General features: G+C 35.8%; 18 protein-coding genes. 8 read left to right on the top strand and 10 right to left on the bottom strand.

Annotated features, from left to right (window positions below; translation table 11 throughout):
- The first annotated feature begins 6 nt into the window (after positions 1 to 6).
- The 4 genes from EI546_RS04005 to EI546_RS03990 all read left to right on the top strand — a co-directional run bounded on the left by EI546_RS04005 (position 7) and on the right by EI546_RS03990 (position 2,138).
- Entirely contained in the window at positions 7 to 168 is a 162-nt protein-coding gene (locus EI546_RS04005) for a DUF1328 domain-containing protein (protein ID WP_128249337.1), read from the top strand.
- Between the two features lie 33 nt (positions 169 to 201).
- Positions 202 to 681, top strand: a complete 480-nt coding sequence (locus tag EI546_RS04000; RefSeq protein WP_128249336.1) for a lipocalin family protein — start codon at positions 202 to 204, stop codon at positions 679 to 681.
- A 91-nt stretch (positions 682 to 772) separates the two neighbouring features.
- Positions 773 to 1,480 (top strand): OmpA family protein, encoded by a 708-nt coding sequence (locus EI546_RS03995; RefSeq protein WP_128249335.1) that lies wholly within the window; start codon positions 773 to 775, stop codon positions 1,478 to 1,480.
- Positions 1,481 to 1,772: 292 nt separating this feature from the next.
- Positions 1,773 to 2,138, top strand: coding sequence for a hypothetical protein (locus EI546_RS03990; RefSeq protein WP_128249334.1), 366 nt, complete (start codon positions 1,773 to 1,775; stop codon positions 2,136 to 2,138).
- On the opposite strand, the gene EI546_RS03985 is transcribed toward EI546_RS03990, so the two are convergent.
- The 5 genes from EI546_RS03985 to aroB form a co-directional block, all read right to left on the bottom strand.
- Positions 2,139 to 2,606, bottom strand: coding sequence for an arsenate reductase family protein (locus EI546_RS03985; protein ID WP_164905168.1), 468 nt, complete (start codon positions 2,604 to 2,606; stop codon positions 2,139 to 2,141).
- Positions 2,607 to 2,617: 11 nt separating this feature from the next.
- The gene (gene hpf / locus EI546_RS03980; protein WP_128249332.1) at positions 2,618 to 2,920 is read right to left on the bottom strand and encodes a ribosome hibernation-promoting factor, HPF/YfiA family; all 303 of its coding nucleotides are present in this window, start codon (positions 2,918 to 2,920) and stop codon (positions 2,618 to 2,620) included.
- Positions 2,921 to 2,999: 79 nt separating this feature from the next.
- Positions 3,000 to 3,956 (bottom strand): TerC family protein, encoded by a 957-nt coding sequence (locus tag EI546_RS03975; protein WP_128249331.1) that lies wholly within the window; start codon positions 3,954 to 3,956, stop codon positions 3,000 to 3,002.
- Between the two features lie 183 nt (positions 3,957 to 4,139).
- Positions 4,140 to 4,433, bottom strand: a complete 294-nt coding sequence (locus tag EI546_RS03970; protein WP_128249330.1) for a hypothetical protein — start codon at positions 4,431 to 4,433, stop codon at positions 4,140 to 4,142.
- 74 nt (positions 4,434 to 4,507) lie between these two features.
- Positions 4,508 to 5,569, bottom strand: coding sequence for a 3-dehydroquinate synthase (gene aroB / locus EI546_RS03965; RefSeq protein ID WP_128249329.1), 1,062 nt, complete (start codon positions 5,567 to 5,569; stop codon positions 4,508 to 4,510).
- Between the two features lie 75 nt (positions 5,570 to 5,644).
- Between aroB and EI546_RS03960 the strand changes: the two genes are divergently transcribed.
- A complete protein-coding gene (locus tag EI546_RS03960) occupies positions 5,645 to 6,817 on the top strand; it encodes a proline dehydrogenase family protein (RefSeq protein WP_128249328.1) in 1,173 nt (390 codons plus the stop codon).
- A 16-nt stretch (positions 6,818 to 6,833) separates the two neighbouring features.
- On the opposite strand, the gene EI546_RS03955 is transcribed toward EI546_RS03960, so the two are convergent.
- The 3 genes from EI546_RS03955 to tsaE all read right to left on the bottom strand — a co-directional run bounded on the left by EI546_RS03955 (position 6,834) and on the right by tsaE (position 9,033).
- Positions 6,834 to 7,211: a DUF4258 domain-containing protein gene (locus EI546_RS03955; RefSeq protein ID WP_128249327.1), complete on the bottom strand. Its 378-nt coding sequence runs from the start codon at positions 7,209 to 7,211 to the stop codon at positions 6,834 to 6,836.
- A gap of 59 nt (positions 7,212 to 7,270) precedes the next feature.
- Positions 7,271 to 8,470 carry an alanine dehydrogenase gene (locus EI546_RS03950; protein ID WP_128249326.1) on the bottom strand — a complete coding sequence of 400 codons (1,200 nt, stop codon included), beginning with the start codon at positions 8,468 to 8,470 and terminating at the stop codon, positions 7,271 to 7,273.
- Between the two features lie 155 nt (positions 8,471 to 8,625).
- Positions 8,626 to 9,033: a tRNA (adenosine(37)-N6)-threonylcarbamoyltransferase complex ATPase subunit type 1 TsaE gene (gene tsaE / locus EI546_RS03945; protein ID WP_128249325.1), complete on the bottom strand. Its 408-nt coding sequence runs from the start codon at positions 9,031 to 9,033 to the stop codon at positions 8,626 to 8,628.
- A gap of 445 nt (positions 9,034 to 9,478) precedes the next feature.
- Here tsaE and EI546_RS03940 point away from each other — a divergent pair, with 445 nt between their 5' ends.
- Positions 9,479 to 10,492, top strand: coding sequence for a helix-turn-helix domain-containing protein (locus tag EI546_RS03940; RefSeq protein WP_128249324.1), 1,014 nt, complete (start codon positions 9,479 to 9,481; stop codon positions 10,490 to 10,492).
- Between the two features lie 53 nt (positions 10,493 to 10,545).
- Entirely contained in the window at positions 10,546 to 10,953 is a 408-nt protein-coding gene (locus EI546_RS03935) for a hypothetical protein (protein ID WP_128249323.1), read from the top strand.
- Positions 10,954 to 11,022: 69 nt separating this feature from the next.
- Here EI546_RS03935 and EI546_RS16135 read toward each other — a convergent pair whose 3' ends face one another.
- Positions 11,023 to 11,181: a hypothetical protein gene (locus EI546_RS16135; RefSeq protein WP_164905167.1), complete on the bottom strand. Its 159-nt coding sequence runs from the start codon at positions 11,179 to 11,181 to the stop codon at positions 11,023 to 11,025.
- Positions 11,182 to 11,252: 71 nt separating this feature from the next.
- On the opposite strand from EI546_RS16135, the gene EI546_RS03930 reads away from it, so the two are divergent.
- Positions 11,253 to 11,615: a protease inhibitor I42 family protein gene (locus EI546_RS03930; RefSeq protein ID WP_128249322.1), complete on the top strand. Its 363-nt coding sequence runs from the start codon at positions 11,253 to 11,255 to the stop codon at positions 11,613 to 11,615.
- 33 nt (positions 11,616 to 11,648) lie between these two features.
- Here the strand turns inward: EI546_RS03930 and EI546_RS03925 are convergent, their stop codons facing one another.
- A complete protein-coding gene (locus EI546_RS03925) occupies positions 11,649 to 11,843 on the bottom strand; it encodes a hypothetical protein (RefSeq protein WP_128249321.1) in 195 nt (64 codons plus the stop codon).
- Positions 11,844 to 12,060 lie beyond the last annotated feature (217 nt).

Raw genomic sequence — 12,060 nt, 5'->3', positions numbered from 1 at the left:
ATTATTATGGTACGCTGGATCGTTATTTTTCTTGTAATTGCAATTATCGCCGCTATATTTGGTTTTGGAGGTATAGCCTCTGGAGCTACTGATATTGCAATGATTATCTTTTGGATATTCTTGGTTTTACTTGTTCTTTCACTTTTATCAAGTCTTTTCAGAAAATAATTCAAATTTCAACATTTAAATAAAAACCACTTTATGAAAAAATTAATTTTTTTAGCCCTAATCGCGGGAGTAACATTGTCTTGTGCCACGCCAAAGACAGTTCAGGAATCCAAAAAGGTCTTGAAAGGCTATTGGAATTTGGACGAGGTTTCTTACGACAGTACTGGAACATTCAACGTAACACTTTTTAACGACACTTCTGCAGAATGTTTTGAAGGAAGTTCATGGCGTTTTATACCAAACAATAATACTGGTAATTACAGTATTAACAACGCCGATTGTCCGACTGGAGAACGTAATTTTATATTTTCGATCATTGAAATCGATCCTGCTTCAGGATTGTACGATTTTATGATAAAGCCCACTGATGCAAAAGGAAAATCTGAGGATAAAGTGGGATTTCGTCTGCGCTTGGCCCAACTTAGCGAAAACAATATGCGTTGGGAACAAACCGTAAATTTGGATGGAAAACCTTTCAAAATTAAAATGGATTTTTCCAAAATTCAAGAGTAAACTATTATGAACAATTAGTCGCCCATAAATTAAATAAACAACGGATCTCACGACTTGGGCGGAGAACCAATAAAATCTAAAATTATCTATAATGAAAAAGACATTTAAACAAATTGGAGTATTATTCTTTGCACTGGCTCTTATAACGAGCTTAGGCAGTTGTGAAGCCACAAAAAATGCAAACAATAAGCAAAAAGGTGCCGTTATCGGTGCTGGAAGTGGAGCTATACTTGGAGCAATTATTGGAAATAATGTAGGAAAAGGTGGAAATGGTGCGATTGGTGCTGTTATTGGTGGAGTAGTAGGAGGAACTGCAGGTGTTCTTATTGGAGACAAAATGGACAAGCAGGCCCAAAAAATTGAAGAGGAAATTCCTGGCGCCCAAGTTGAACGAGTTGATGACGGTATCGTTGTTACCTTCGATGAAAATAGTGGGGTTTATTTTGATACTGCCAAATATAATATCAATGCTGCTTCTCAAGCCACATTGGATAAACTTGCAAATGTACTAAGAGAATATCCTGATACAGATGTACTTGTTGTAGGACATACCGATAGCGTGGGAGCGGACGCCATGAACATGACACTTTCTAAAAACCGTGCCATGGCTGTAACCAATTATTTTACCCAGACTAAAGGACTTAGTCCATCGCGATTTACAACCAACTGGTTTGGGGAAGAAGCACCTATTGCAGATAATAATACCGCGGAAGGTCGTGCTAAAAACCGTCGTGTAAACCTTGCTATAGTACCAAATGCTAAAATGAAGGATGATGCTAAGAAAGAAGCTGGTCAATAATAAATAATTTTATAAAAATGAAAAATCCCGTTCTTTAAAAGATCGGGATTTTTTTTATACTTCTTAGGCTTGTTATTACTCAAAAATAGGAACTTCCCATAATCTGTTGATATGGGAATATCTCCTCTCGCGGCTAACTAGGACAAGAGTTCAAGTGATTTTTAAAAACGGAGTGTTATCGTGAATAAAATATGGGTTTAAAAAACTTTCCCTTTACAGTTAAAGTGAGTTAAATAAATCTTTTCGCTTTTGTATTCTTATTAAATTTAAGTGACATAAAAATTCAGAAAACATGAAAAATTTATTTATTGTTGCCCTATTATTAATAGGCTTTCAAAGTTTTGCCCAAGATCCTTATTTTCAACAGTCAAATCCCGAAATGAAAAAGAAAGCGATTGCAATAACCAATGAATATAATCGTGAACTTGCTTTAAGCGGGGAACAAGAAGTTTTATTTCAAAGTAAGATTGAGGAATATCTTATAAAGCGAGAAAAAATAGAAGAAGAATTTAAAGGTAAAGAGAAACTCAATTTTCTCCACGATATGCAGGAACAGGAAACTGCGGACATGAATGATATTCTAACCCGTCCGCAGATGGAATTCTACAAGAAAGTAAAGCCTGAAATTCAGCCGTTGGAAGTTGTAGCGAAGGATTAATTATATATTTCCTCCCTCTATAAAGGTTTCATCATCTGTTGTCCTCTCAATATCCAAGGTATTTCCTTCAGCCGGGCTTTGCTCAAGTCCAGCTGAATCAACTTCAAAGAAATCCATTATGGAAGGGGCATTAATGATCTGCTTTATTTTATTACCCATAATTGCAATGGGGTAAGAGATAACCTTATCATTTTTTTGAATGACTTTTATCCAATCGTTATCATCAAGGTCGGAAGTGTTTTCCACCTCAATCTCCATTTCTCTTTTATCAACTAAGTCCCCAACACTGACATTCAATTTTTCAGCAATTTCTACCCATTGGGTATCGGCAACTTTAGTTTTGCATAAATCAATTGCCAAATAAGGTTTGTCAATACCTTCAAGATAGCTCAGCGTCCACCGGCCCACGCGGGTATTGCTGCTATAAATTAATGTCAGCTGGTTTTCATTGGTTGCTATTACTCCCATTTCCTTCATAATTAATGTAATTTCATTTTTTCTTTTCTCTTCTGTAATTGCGATCTTAGTTCGGTAATAACTTTTGCAATAGAAGCTTCAAATGTTCCTGAAGATATTTCGGCGAAGACGGTGGGCCCTGGGGTGCCGAGTCGCACACTGCAGACTTTTCCCAATTCTGGATTACTTGAATTTTCTTTTTTAAAATATACATCAGCACTGATTATAAAGTCGTATTTATTTTCCAACTTATTCAATTTTTCGGAAATAAACTCCTCCAATCTGGAGCTAGCCGCCACATCGTGGTACTCGAAATGAATATTCATACTTTTTATAATTTGGATTGGACATAAAGATACAATGAGCGAAAAGGCGCACCAAACTTTTAATAGGTTTTTGTGAAAATTATTTCTCCCCCTTAGGAGGGTTATTTTTGGAAAGAATTAAGGAAAAAACGATACCCCCAATAAGTGAGATGGCTATGACCCCAAGAGAAAGAAGTTCGTGGAATTCTACTACATCCGAAAGAATCATTTTAATCCCTACAAAGGCCAATATAATTACCAAGCTGTAATTGATATACTGGAATTTGTCGAGCATTCGTGAAATAAGGAAATACATGGACCTTAGACCCATAATAGCAAGAATGTTGGAACTAAAAACAATAAAAGGATCTGAGGTTATGGCCAGGATGGCAGGGATACTGTCAAGAGCAAAAAGAATATCCGTTAATTCTATTACAACCAGGGCGACAAATAAGGGTGTGGCAGCTTTAATGCCCATTCGCCGGATAAAGAATTTATCTCCCTCCATTTTGTAGGTTACGGGAAATAACCTCTTTAAAAATTTGAAGATTGTTGATTTCTTTGGATCAAAATCTTCTTCTTTGTGGACCAACATTCTGTAAGCGGTAAAGAGAAGAAAAACTCCAAATACATAAATAATCCAATCAAATTTGTTGATCAGTGCAACCCCGAAGAAAATCATTAACGCCCTGAAAACTATGGCCCCCAATATTCCCCAAAAGAGAACTTCGTGCTGGTATTTTTTTGGAATGGCAAAGGATGAAAAAATAACCGCGATTACAAATACATTATCTATACTAAGGGAAAGCTCAATAAAGTACCCGGTTATATATTTGATAAGTGCTTGATGTGGGTTGAGATTAGTTGGGTTTTCAACCAAGCCTTCCTGAAAGAGCCAAAAGATAACTCCTGAAAAGCCAATTGCCACCGTTACCCAAACACCCGTCCAGAAGGCGGCCTCTTTGGTTTTGATCTCATGTGGGTTACGGTTGATAACTCCAAGATCTAATATTAGAAAAAATATTATAAAAGCAATAAAAATTCCCCAGACAAGCATTCGGTGCTATTTGTAGCAAAAATAACTGCTTGGCTAATGGGAATAACTTATGGAAATGTTAATTATATTTTAGTTTTTAATATTTTTTCTAATTCGAATTTTCCAATTCCTCATCTCTTATCCCAATTATTTAAAATCAAAAAAGAGGCACGATGGCCTCTTTTCTCTATTTCGAATAGTTTTTTACTCTTCCTCGTCAAGTTTTTGTTTCTCAGGAATCTCACTAATCGGTTCCTGAAAATCGGCATCATCATAATCATCCTCATCAAAGTTTGCCATAGAAGTTTCCAGTCGAGAACTTACCTTAACTAAATAAATCGTTTCCTCTGTTCTAACTTCCACGGCTTCCACCGTTTCATTTTTAGCGTTTTTAAAGGTGATTACGTGATCGTCATCATACCCGTCGGGGTATTTTTCCACCAATAAGGATAGGATTTCGGGGGTCAGTTTCCGATAGTCAACAATAATGCGTTTCATTCAATTAAAGCTTTTAAGTTTGGGTATAAAACTATTCAAAAATTAATCACTTAAAAATATTTTATGAAAAAATTTCATGATTTTTCGTAGAACTCAAATGCATTGAAAATCAAAGAGTCAGAAACAAAGCAATCTGTTTTTGGTTTTCCGATTTCTTCCAAGAGCACAAATAAAACTTTACCGCCGATATTCTTTTTGTCATAAGATAGAAGCTTTATTATATTACTAATTTCATTTTTTGAAAATTTCTGTTTGGGAAAATACGATTCAATCGTATTATAAACCTCCAATAATTCGTTTTGGGGGAAACCGAGAAGTTCCGTAGAAAGAAAAGTAGCCAGGATTATTCCTATAGCAATAGCCTCACCGTGAAGCAATGCTTCTCGATAGGGATTGTCCAAACAATGTGACTCAATGGCATGACCAAGAGTATGTCCAAAATTCAAGGTTTTTCTTAATCCCTTTTCCAAGGGATCTCGTTGAACAATTTTATTCTTAATTTCTATGGATTCCCAAATAAGGTTTTCAAAAATTGCTTTATCATTTAAATCTGATGTAACAAACCTATTCCATGAATCCTTGCTGGATATTAAGCTATGCTTCATCATTTCTGCCATTCCCGAAATGAGTTGTTCCTTGGGCAGAGTTTTTAAAAAGGAGTGCTCAATAACCACTAATTTTGGTTGGTTAACGGTACCGACCTGATTTTTGGCATTTTTAAAATCAATCCCATTTTTTCCGCCTATGGAAGCATCGACCATCCCCAAAAGAGTTGTGGGGATGTTTACGAAATCTATGCCTCTTTTAAAGGTAGAAGCAATAAATCCACCAAGGTCTGAAATCATCCCTCCACCCAGATTTATAACCAAACTATGTCTATCTGCTCCTTCTAATAAAAGCTCTTGCCATAGTTCAATACAAGTTTCAATATTTTTGTTTTTCTCACCATCACGAATTTTCAGGATTTTCCATTCATTCATTTCTTCCATCTTTATATAGAAGATAGGTAAGCAAAGGATTTCGGTATTTTCATCGACGAGGATAAATAATTTTGAATATTTCTTTTCAGCAATAAGAGAAGCCAGGGTTATCCAACCTTTTCCATTGGGTAATATCAGATTTTCCCGTTCGATCATTTTAAATTATTTGAGACATTTTATTCTTAAACAGATTTCAAATCTAACTATATTTGCACACTTTATTTTCAGAATATGTCAACAAAAAACTATTTCGATAACACTGAAGTTGCTTTCAAACTGAAAAGCGATTCAGAACTAGAACGTGCCTATTTTCTTTTTAAAATGATTTCAAAAGAACCCTTAGTTAGAATGGGAACGGCAGTTACAAAATTTGCGCTGAATCTAAACCTTCCGGTTGAAGGTCTTATTCGCTCAACAGTATTTGATCACTTCTGCGGTGGAGTAAATGAAAAGGACTGTATGTCTACCGTGGATAAGCTTTATGACGTAGGAGTATATTCTGTTTTAGATTTTTCGGTGGAAGGGAAAGAGGAGGATGAACAATTTGATGCTACGGCAAAAAAGGTAGTAGAGCTTACCCATTTCGCCCAAAATAAAAAAGCAATGCCCTTTTCGGTTTTTAAACCTACTGGATTTGGAAAGTTTGATATCTTTCAAAAGATAACCGAAAAGAAATCGATGACCGCGGCCGAAGAGGACCAATGGGAGCAGATAAAGCGACGATATGAGGAGGTTTCCAAAGCTGCTCATGATTGCAATATAAGTTTGTTGATAGATGCTGAGCAATCCTGGATGCAAGATGCAGCAGATATGCTCTGTGAAGAAATGATGGCAAAATACAATCGCGAAAAGCCTGTTGTCTTTAATACGCTACAATGTTATCGCTGGGACCGTTTGGATTATCTCAAAAAACAGCACGAAAAGGCCAAAGCTGGTGGGTATAAGTTAGGATTCAAAATTGTCCGTGGCGCCTATTTGGAAAAAGAAAATGAACGCGCCGTTGAAAATGGTTATCAAACTCCCATTTGCGCCAGCAAAAAAGAAACAGATGACAATTTTAATGCAATTATGCATTATATAATGGAGAACCTTGAAGATATCCACCTATTTGTGGGCACACATAATGAGCTAAGCACCTATTTAGCCATGGATTATATGGAAGAAATGGGTATAGATAAAAAAGATAGAAAAATGTGGTTTGGTCAACTTTACGGAATGAGCGACCATATAACCTTTAATCTGGGAGAGCTGGGATATAACGTTTCTAAATATATCCCCTTCGGACCTGTAAAGGATGTGATGCCCTACTTAATTCGTCGTGCGGAAGAAAATACCTCAGTAGCTGGGCAGACCAGTCGCGAATTGGGTCTTTTAAAAAAGGAAAAGGTTCGTAGAAAACTTTAAATTCTACCGTAACATATTATTTATCGGCAAAAGCAGCGGTCATAACGGTTGCTACTTTTTCGCAATTAGCTATTCTCACTTTAAGATTTTTTTCCTGAAATTTTCCCTTAATAACGTATTGGTTACAAGAATCGAGATTGGTTATGCTTTGTGAAAAATCTACATCTCCTTTAAGCAATAGATAACTAATTGCGGAAGTATCCATTTTGTTTTCTCTTAAAAACCGAAGGGTGTTTTCAGAGAAGGCACGTTCCTTCAGTCTAATATTTTTTAAAGTCCGCGCATCGGGTCCATATGCACAGGATGTTTTTTTTCCGCTAAGGATAAAAAAGAGAAGAAGGAGGCCCATAATAAAACCTCCAGAAAAGTAAAGCAATCGGTATTTTAATCTCATTGGAGAATTTTTGTTTCGGAATGCAAAATTTTCTTTGGAAAATTTGACCGAGGGGTAATCTAAAATATTAATAAATTGAGGTCGCTGTAAGGTAAATCAAACCAATCGGCAATTGCTTTGTTGGTAAGTATCCCGCGGTAAAAATACAAACCATTTTTTAAACCATCGTCAAAGCGGATTGCATTTTCCAAACCGCCGCTCTCGGCGATTTCTAAAATATAGGGGGTAAAGATATTACTGATTGAAATGGAGGCTGTTTTTGGGTATCTCGCCGGAATATTGGGAACCCCGTAGTGGATTACCTCATGCTTTATACAGGTAGGGCTATCATGACTGGTCATCTCGGTAGTCTCAAAACAACCGCCCATATCCACACAGACATCAATAACAACGGCTCCTTTTTTCATTTTTTGGACCATTTCATCCGTAACGACAATAGGGGAGCGGTTATGTCCTCTTACCGCGCCAATGGCAACATCACATCTTAGGAGAGCCTTGGTTAAGTTTTTTGGTTGAAGGGTAGAGGTATAGAGGATTCTACCCACATTGGTCTGAATAGTTCGTAATTTGGTGATGGAATTATCAAATACTTTCACATTGGCACCTAGTCCCAACGCTGAGCGTACAGCAAATTCTCCCACAGTTCCTGCGCCAATTACAACTACTTCAATTGGTGGAACTCCGCTGATATTTCCAAATAATAGCCCATTGCCCTTTTTGGCATTAACCATCAATTCAGCAGCGATGAGGACAGCGGCGGTTCCCGCAATTTCGCTCAATGCTTTTACCAGCGGATAACTGTTATCCTCATCTTTTATAAATTCAAATGCTAATGCCGTTATTTTCTTTTTTGCCAGTGTTTCGAAATATATTGGTTTTCGTGTTTTTAACTGAAGTGCGGAAATCAAGACCGTTTTTGGATTCATTAGATCCAATTCTTCCAGGGTTGGCGGTTCAACTTTTAGAATTACCGGACAGCCAAAAACTTTTTTGGTATCCTCTGTTAATTGGGCTCCTGCCTCGGAATATTCCCTATCCGAAAATCCGGCTTCCAGTCCGGCACCATTTTCCATTAGAACGCGATGACCGTTGTTAACAATGGCATTAACCGCATCTGGGGTTAGGCAAATTCGTCTCTCTTGAAAATATGCTTCTTTTGGAATGCCTATGAATAATTCCCCTTTCTGTCTTGCTATTTCCAAGGTCTCTTCTTGGGGCAATAACTGGGCTTTGGTAAATGGTGATTTAATTGTGGCCATGGTTGTTCATTTCACGCATCAAGGTACGGAATAAATTAATTTCGGGGAAAAAAGTTGAAGGGGTCAAAATGCTAAGGGAATATTTATGGGAAAGGAATTCTGAGGAGTAATGATATTAGGGGAAGGTTTTTGTACTTCTCGTTTTATTTTACTTTTCAAATATCTATCGTCAACGTCCGTGTACCATCCATCCCCATTCTTATATACAATTCTACGGCATCTTCGGGTAATAAAGATTCTATTTTTTCTGGCCATTCTATAAAAACAAAATGTCCGCTATAAAGATAATCTTCAACACCCAGATCCAGTGCCTCTTGTATATCCTTGATTCTGTAAAAATCGAAATGGTAAATGAGGTCATCCGGAATCTCATATTCATTAACAATAGCAAAAGTAGGGCTTGAAGCGGTATCTTGAGAACCTAGATGGTTTGCAAGTTCCTTTATCAATGTGGTTTTTCCAACTCCCATCGATCCTTTGAAAAGGATAACCTTCGATTTGACATTTTTTAAAATTTTTTCGGCCATTTCTGGCAGATCCTTCTGCGTATAGGTCATTTTCATTGAGCTACAATATCAGTTAAACCATTGGTTATATAAGGGAATCATTTGTGTTATTTTAATTCAAAACAACTTCAGAAATCCTATAAACCTTCCAGATTTTCTTTTTGGTAAATATAAGAAACTTAGCACCTCTTAAAATAGGGCGAATCTTCTATTTGATAAGTCATAATTTGGACAACATATTGTTAGGATATTAAACTTTTGACCCGCTAAAAGATTCAATTCAATGCAATTTAGGTACGAAGTTGTGTTTAATGTTTTGTTGCAATTGTGTTATTTTTCTTATAAAAAATGAAAAATACTCTATTATTTATTATTGTTATGTTAATTTAAATTAGAAAAAGATGATTTTTCATTAAATTTGATAATATCCTAAATATTTCTGCTTTAGCCGTTTACTAGCTACTAGATTCGGTTTTTCAGAAATTTAAAAACGTTTTAAGCTATGGAACGGACAATTCATCTTCTCACAGAACAAGTTGCTTTTTCATTTTTCAGAGATTATTCGCATTCGGATCCTAAAGGTAGAGAAGATCCATCTCTAGAAAGGTTTTCGGAAATTTTTGATTATAACGAATATTATATTGACACCCGAACCGATTGTCGTTCCAATATTCAACTAAATGATGACAAAGGATTTTTTTTTCTATATAGTTGGGAGGGAAATTTGGTGTTAAGGTTGAATGATTGCGTTAAGTCAATTTTGCCTTATCAAAGCGCTATTTTTTTAAACGCCGATACCGCCGCCTTGATTCAGATAGAACTGGAGAATGAATGTCAGAACCATTTTTGTGTTATTAGTTACAAGAAACCTAATGGGAACCTGATTACCTCAGATACTTGTTTTTATAATAGGTGCAAGGATTCTCTTAAGGACAATTTAAATGAAGGCCCAAATTTGTTTATAGGGCAACCTTATCTCAAACTTTTAGATAAGATAAACGAACTTTCATGTATGTCCAAAGATTCCTGGGCATCGAAAATTATTATGCAGGGAACTATACTGCAGATATTTGGTTTGAAGATGGAACAGGTTATTAAATCCCTCTCAAACGGGATGAAAAATGATTGTTTACTAACTAAAACAGAAATTGATCGTTTACAGGTCATTTCCCATAATATTAAGGAGAATCCCGCAGTGGATTATTCCATAGAATATATCTGTAGGGAAACCGGTCTATCTCCATCTAAATTGCAGGATGGTTTTAAGAAACTTCATAACCGTACTGTTATTGATCATATTCGCCAGGTTAGATTGGAAAGGGCTTTGGAACTGATTGAAACTACCGATTTGAATATATCTGAAATTGTTTATTCCGTGGGATGGACGAGTAGAAGCTATTTCTCAAAAATTTTTAAAAATAAATATAAATTATCCCCTAAGTCATATCAAGAAAAAGTCCGATCTAAATTAATGGCAGATACGCTTATCGAATTAAAATTATTTGAGAGCGCCTAATAATTGGTATCGTTTGTTAAGAATCAACAGGGAAATATAATTAGAGAGAAACAATGAAAATTTTAATAATCATCTTTTTTGGCCTGGCACTCTTTGGAACATGGGGTTGTGAAAACAACAACAAGAAAAATCCAGATTCGACTGTTTATGCCGCTGAAACTCCCGATAGCAATATGGACAATAGTGCCGATGATATATTGAACGATAACATTACTACCAATGATGAATATCTTACTTTAGAAAATTCTAATTTGAAGGAAATGTATAAATATCTCAATATGTCCCAGGATCAGATAGCTCAATTTGAAACAAAATACAATTCCATAAAAACGGATTTGAAAGAGAAAGAGACTAGCGCCCAGGAATTGACAAATTTACAAGATAAAATTCTGAAATCGGTGTTGGAGAGTGAGCAGTACGAAATGTATAAAAGATGGCAAAAAGAACATTCTCTCAAATAGCCGGTCCTCCAAAGCTATTAGGAAAAATTTCTTTCTACTTTTTTAATATTCTTCCATTTTTTCATCATTTTAATATTTCCATCTTTCGGATTTAATTTTTTTTATAACTTTTAGGGCTGAGGCATAACCAATTTCAAAAATAGAATCTATTTCTCCGCGTTCCATCTGCTTTACGAGATTGAGCTTCAAGGATAAATCGAAAGTACGGTTTGAATTCTCTTTTTTCATGTTAAATTGAATGGTGAAAAAAGGCAACCTTATTTAGGATTCTACAAACTCCAAACCACAAACCTAAAGATATGTCAAAAATTAAACTCGTAACAATAACTTTTACTTTGATCCTATTCGCTAGTTGTGCGGGACCTTACACTTATAAAGATAGCGGAAAAACCGTGGAACTTAGTGTGAACGACGTATTTGAAATTGTGTTGGAAGGAGAACCTGGCTCTGGATATGTATGGGAATTGGATGAGCCAACCTCTTTTGTAAGATTGGAATCTATTTCTACCGAAAACGAAAGTGGTAAGGATAAGTTTATATTTCATTTCAAAGCCGTTGCCCAAGGTCAGGAAACAATTTTTTTAGAATATTCCAAAGAGGAAGCAATCAATAAGAATTTTGAGCTCAAGGTGGTAGTTGGAACTTTGGGAGCCGTGCTTTAAAATCGGGAATAGCTATTTTTGTTAAAGCTAAATTTATGAATTCACTCGGTGCAGTTTGCTCATCAAGCTTTCTAACTCCAATGAAGTCTCCCTCAATTCCTTTTTTTTCTCTGCAATTAACTCTTTCTCGAGGTTTGTACTTACACTGTCAAAAACATCCAGGGATAGCCTTTTATGGCGGTCGTGGAGTCTTTCCAATTGTTGACGTTCATCAACTCCGTATATCATGGCGCGGGATTTATATTAATAAGTATTATTCCAGTTCCAAAGATTGTGTTTGGATTTGTTTTGAAGGTTTTTTAACCAGCCTTTTAGGTGCAAAATCCAAATAAATTTAGAGCATTTAAATAATTTAGTTGAATTCTAAAGATTTAAAATTTAGCCCTATAGAATACAATATTCAATATTTGTAAACTACCAACTTTATCTCTTTCCCAGAGTCGAA

Source organism: Aequorivita sp. H23M31 (genome assembly GCF_004022485.1).
GTDB classification, from domain to species: Bacteria; Bacteroidota; Bacteroidia; order Flavobacteriales; family Flavobacteriaceae; genus Aequorivita; species Aequorivita ciconiae.
Note: the sequence above shows the minus strand (reverse complement) of the source record. Positions and strands in the feature narration are given on the sequence as shown.

What these genes read in the sequence shown, in the direction of transcription:
- EI546_RS04005 (WP_128249337.1), top strand. Translation starts at nt 7, where the DNA reads ATGGTACGCTGGATCGTTATTTTTCTTGTAATTGCAATTATCGCCGCT.
- EI546_RS04000 (WP_128249336.1), top strand. Translation starts at nt 202, where the DNA reads ATGAAAAAATTAATTTTTTTAGCCCTAATCGCGGGAGTAACATTGTCT.
- EI546_RS03995 (WP_128249335.1), top strand. Translation starts at nt 773, where the DNA reads ATGAAAAAGACATTTAAACAAATTGGAGTATTATTCTTTGCACTGGCT.
- EI546_RS03990 (WP_128249334.1), top strand. Translation starts at nt 1,773, where the DNA reads ATGAAAAATTTATTTATTGTTGCCCTATTATTAATAGGCTTTCAAAGT.
- EI546_RS03985 (WP_164905168.1), bottom strand. Translation starts at nt 2,606, where the DNA reads ATGGGAGTAATAGCAACCAATGAAAACCAGCTGACATTAATTTATAGC.
- hpf (WP_128249332.1), bottom strand. Translation starts at nt 2,920, where the DNA reads ATGAATATTCATTTCGAGTACCACGATGTGGCGGCTAGCTCCAGATTG.
- EI546_RS03975 (WP_128249331.1), bottom strand. Translation starts at nt 3,956, where the DNA reads ATGCTTGTCTGGGGAATTTTTATTGCTTTTATAATATTTTTTCTAATA.
- EI546_RS03970 (WP_128249330.1), bottom strand. Translation starts at nt 4,433, where the DNA reads ATGAAACGCATTATTGTTGACTATCGGAAACTGACCCCCGAAATCCTA.
- aroB (WP_128249329.1), bottom strand. Translation starts at nt 5,569, where the DNA reads ATGATCGAACGGGAAAATCTGATATTACCCAATGGAAAAGGTTGGATA.
- EI546_RS03960 (WP_128249328.1), top strand. Translation starts at nt 5,645, where the DNA reads ATGTCAACAAAAAACTATTTCGATAACACTGAAGTTGCTTTCAAACTG.
- EI546_RS03955 (WP_128249327.1), bottom strand. Translation starts at nt 7,211, where the DNA reads ATGAGATTAAAATACCGATTGCTTTACTTTTCTGGAGGTTTTATTATG.
- EI546_RS03950 (WP_128249326.1), bottom strand. Translation starts at nt 8,470, where the DNA reads ATGGCCACAATTAAATCACCATTTACCAAAGCCCAGTTATTGCCCCAA.
- tsaE (WP_128249325.1), bottom strand. Translation starts at nt 9,033, where the DNA reads ATGAAAATGACCTATACGCAGAAGGATCTGCCAGAAATGGCCGAAAAA.
- EI546_RS03940 (WP_128249324.1), top strand. Translation starts at nt 9,479, where the DNA reads ATGGAACGGACAATTCATCTTCTCACAGAACAAGTTGCTTTTTCATTT.
- EI546_RS03935 (WP_128249323.1), top strand. Translation starts at nt 10,546, where the DNA reads ATGAAAATTTTAATAATCATCTTTTTTGGCCTGGCACTCTTTGGAACA.
- EI546_RS16135 (WP_164905167.1), bottom strand. Translation starts at nt 11,181, where the DNA reads ATGAAAAAAGAGAATTCAAACCGTACTTTCGATTTATCCTTGAAGCTC.
- EI546_RS03930 (WP_128249322.1), top strand. Translation starts at nt 11,253, where the DNA reads ATGTCAAAAATTAAACTCGTAACAATAACTTTTACTTTGATCCTATTC.
- EI546_RS03925 (WP_128249321.1), bottom strand. Translation starts at nt 11,843, where the DNA reads ATGATATACGGAGTTGATGAACGTCAACAATTGGAAAGACTCCACGAC.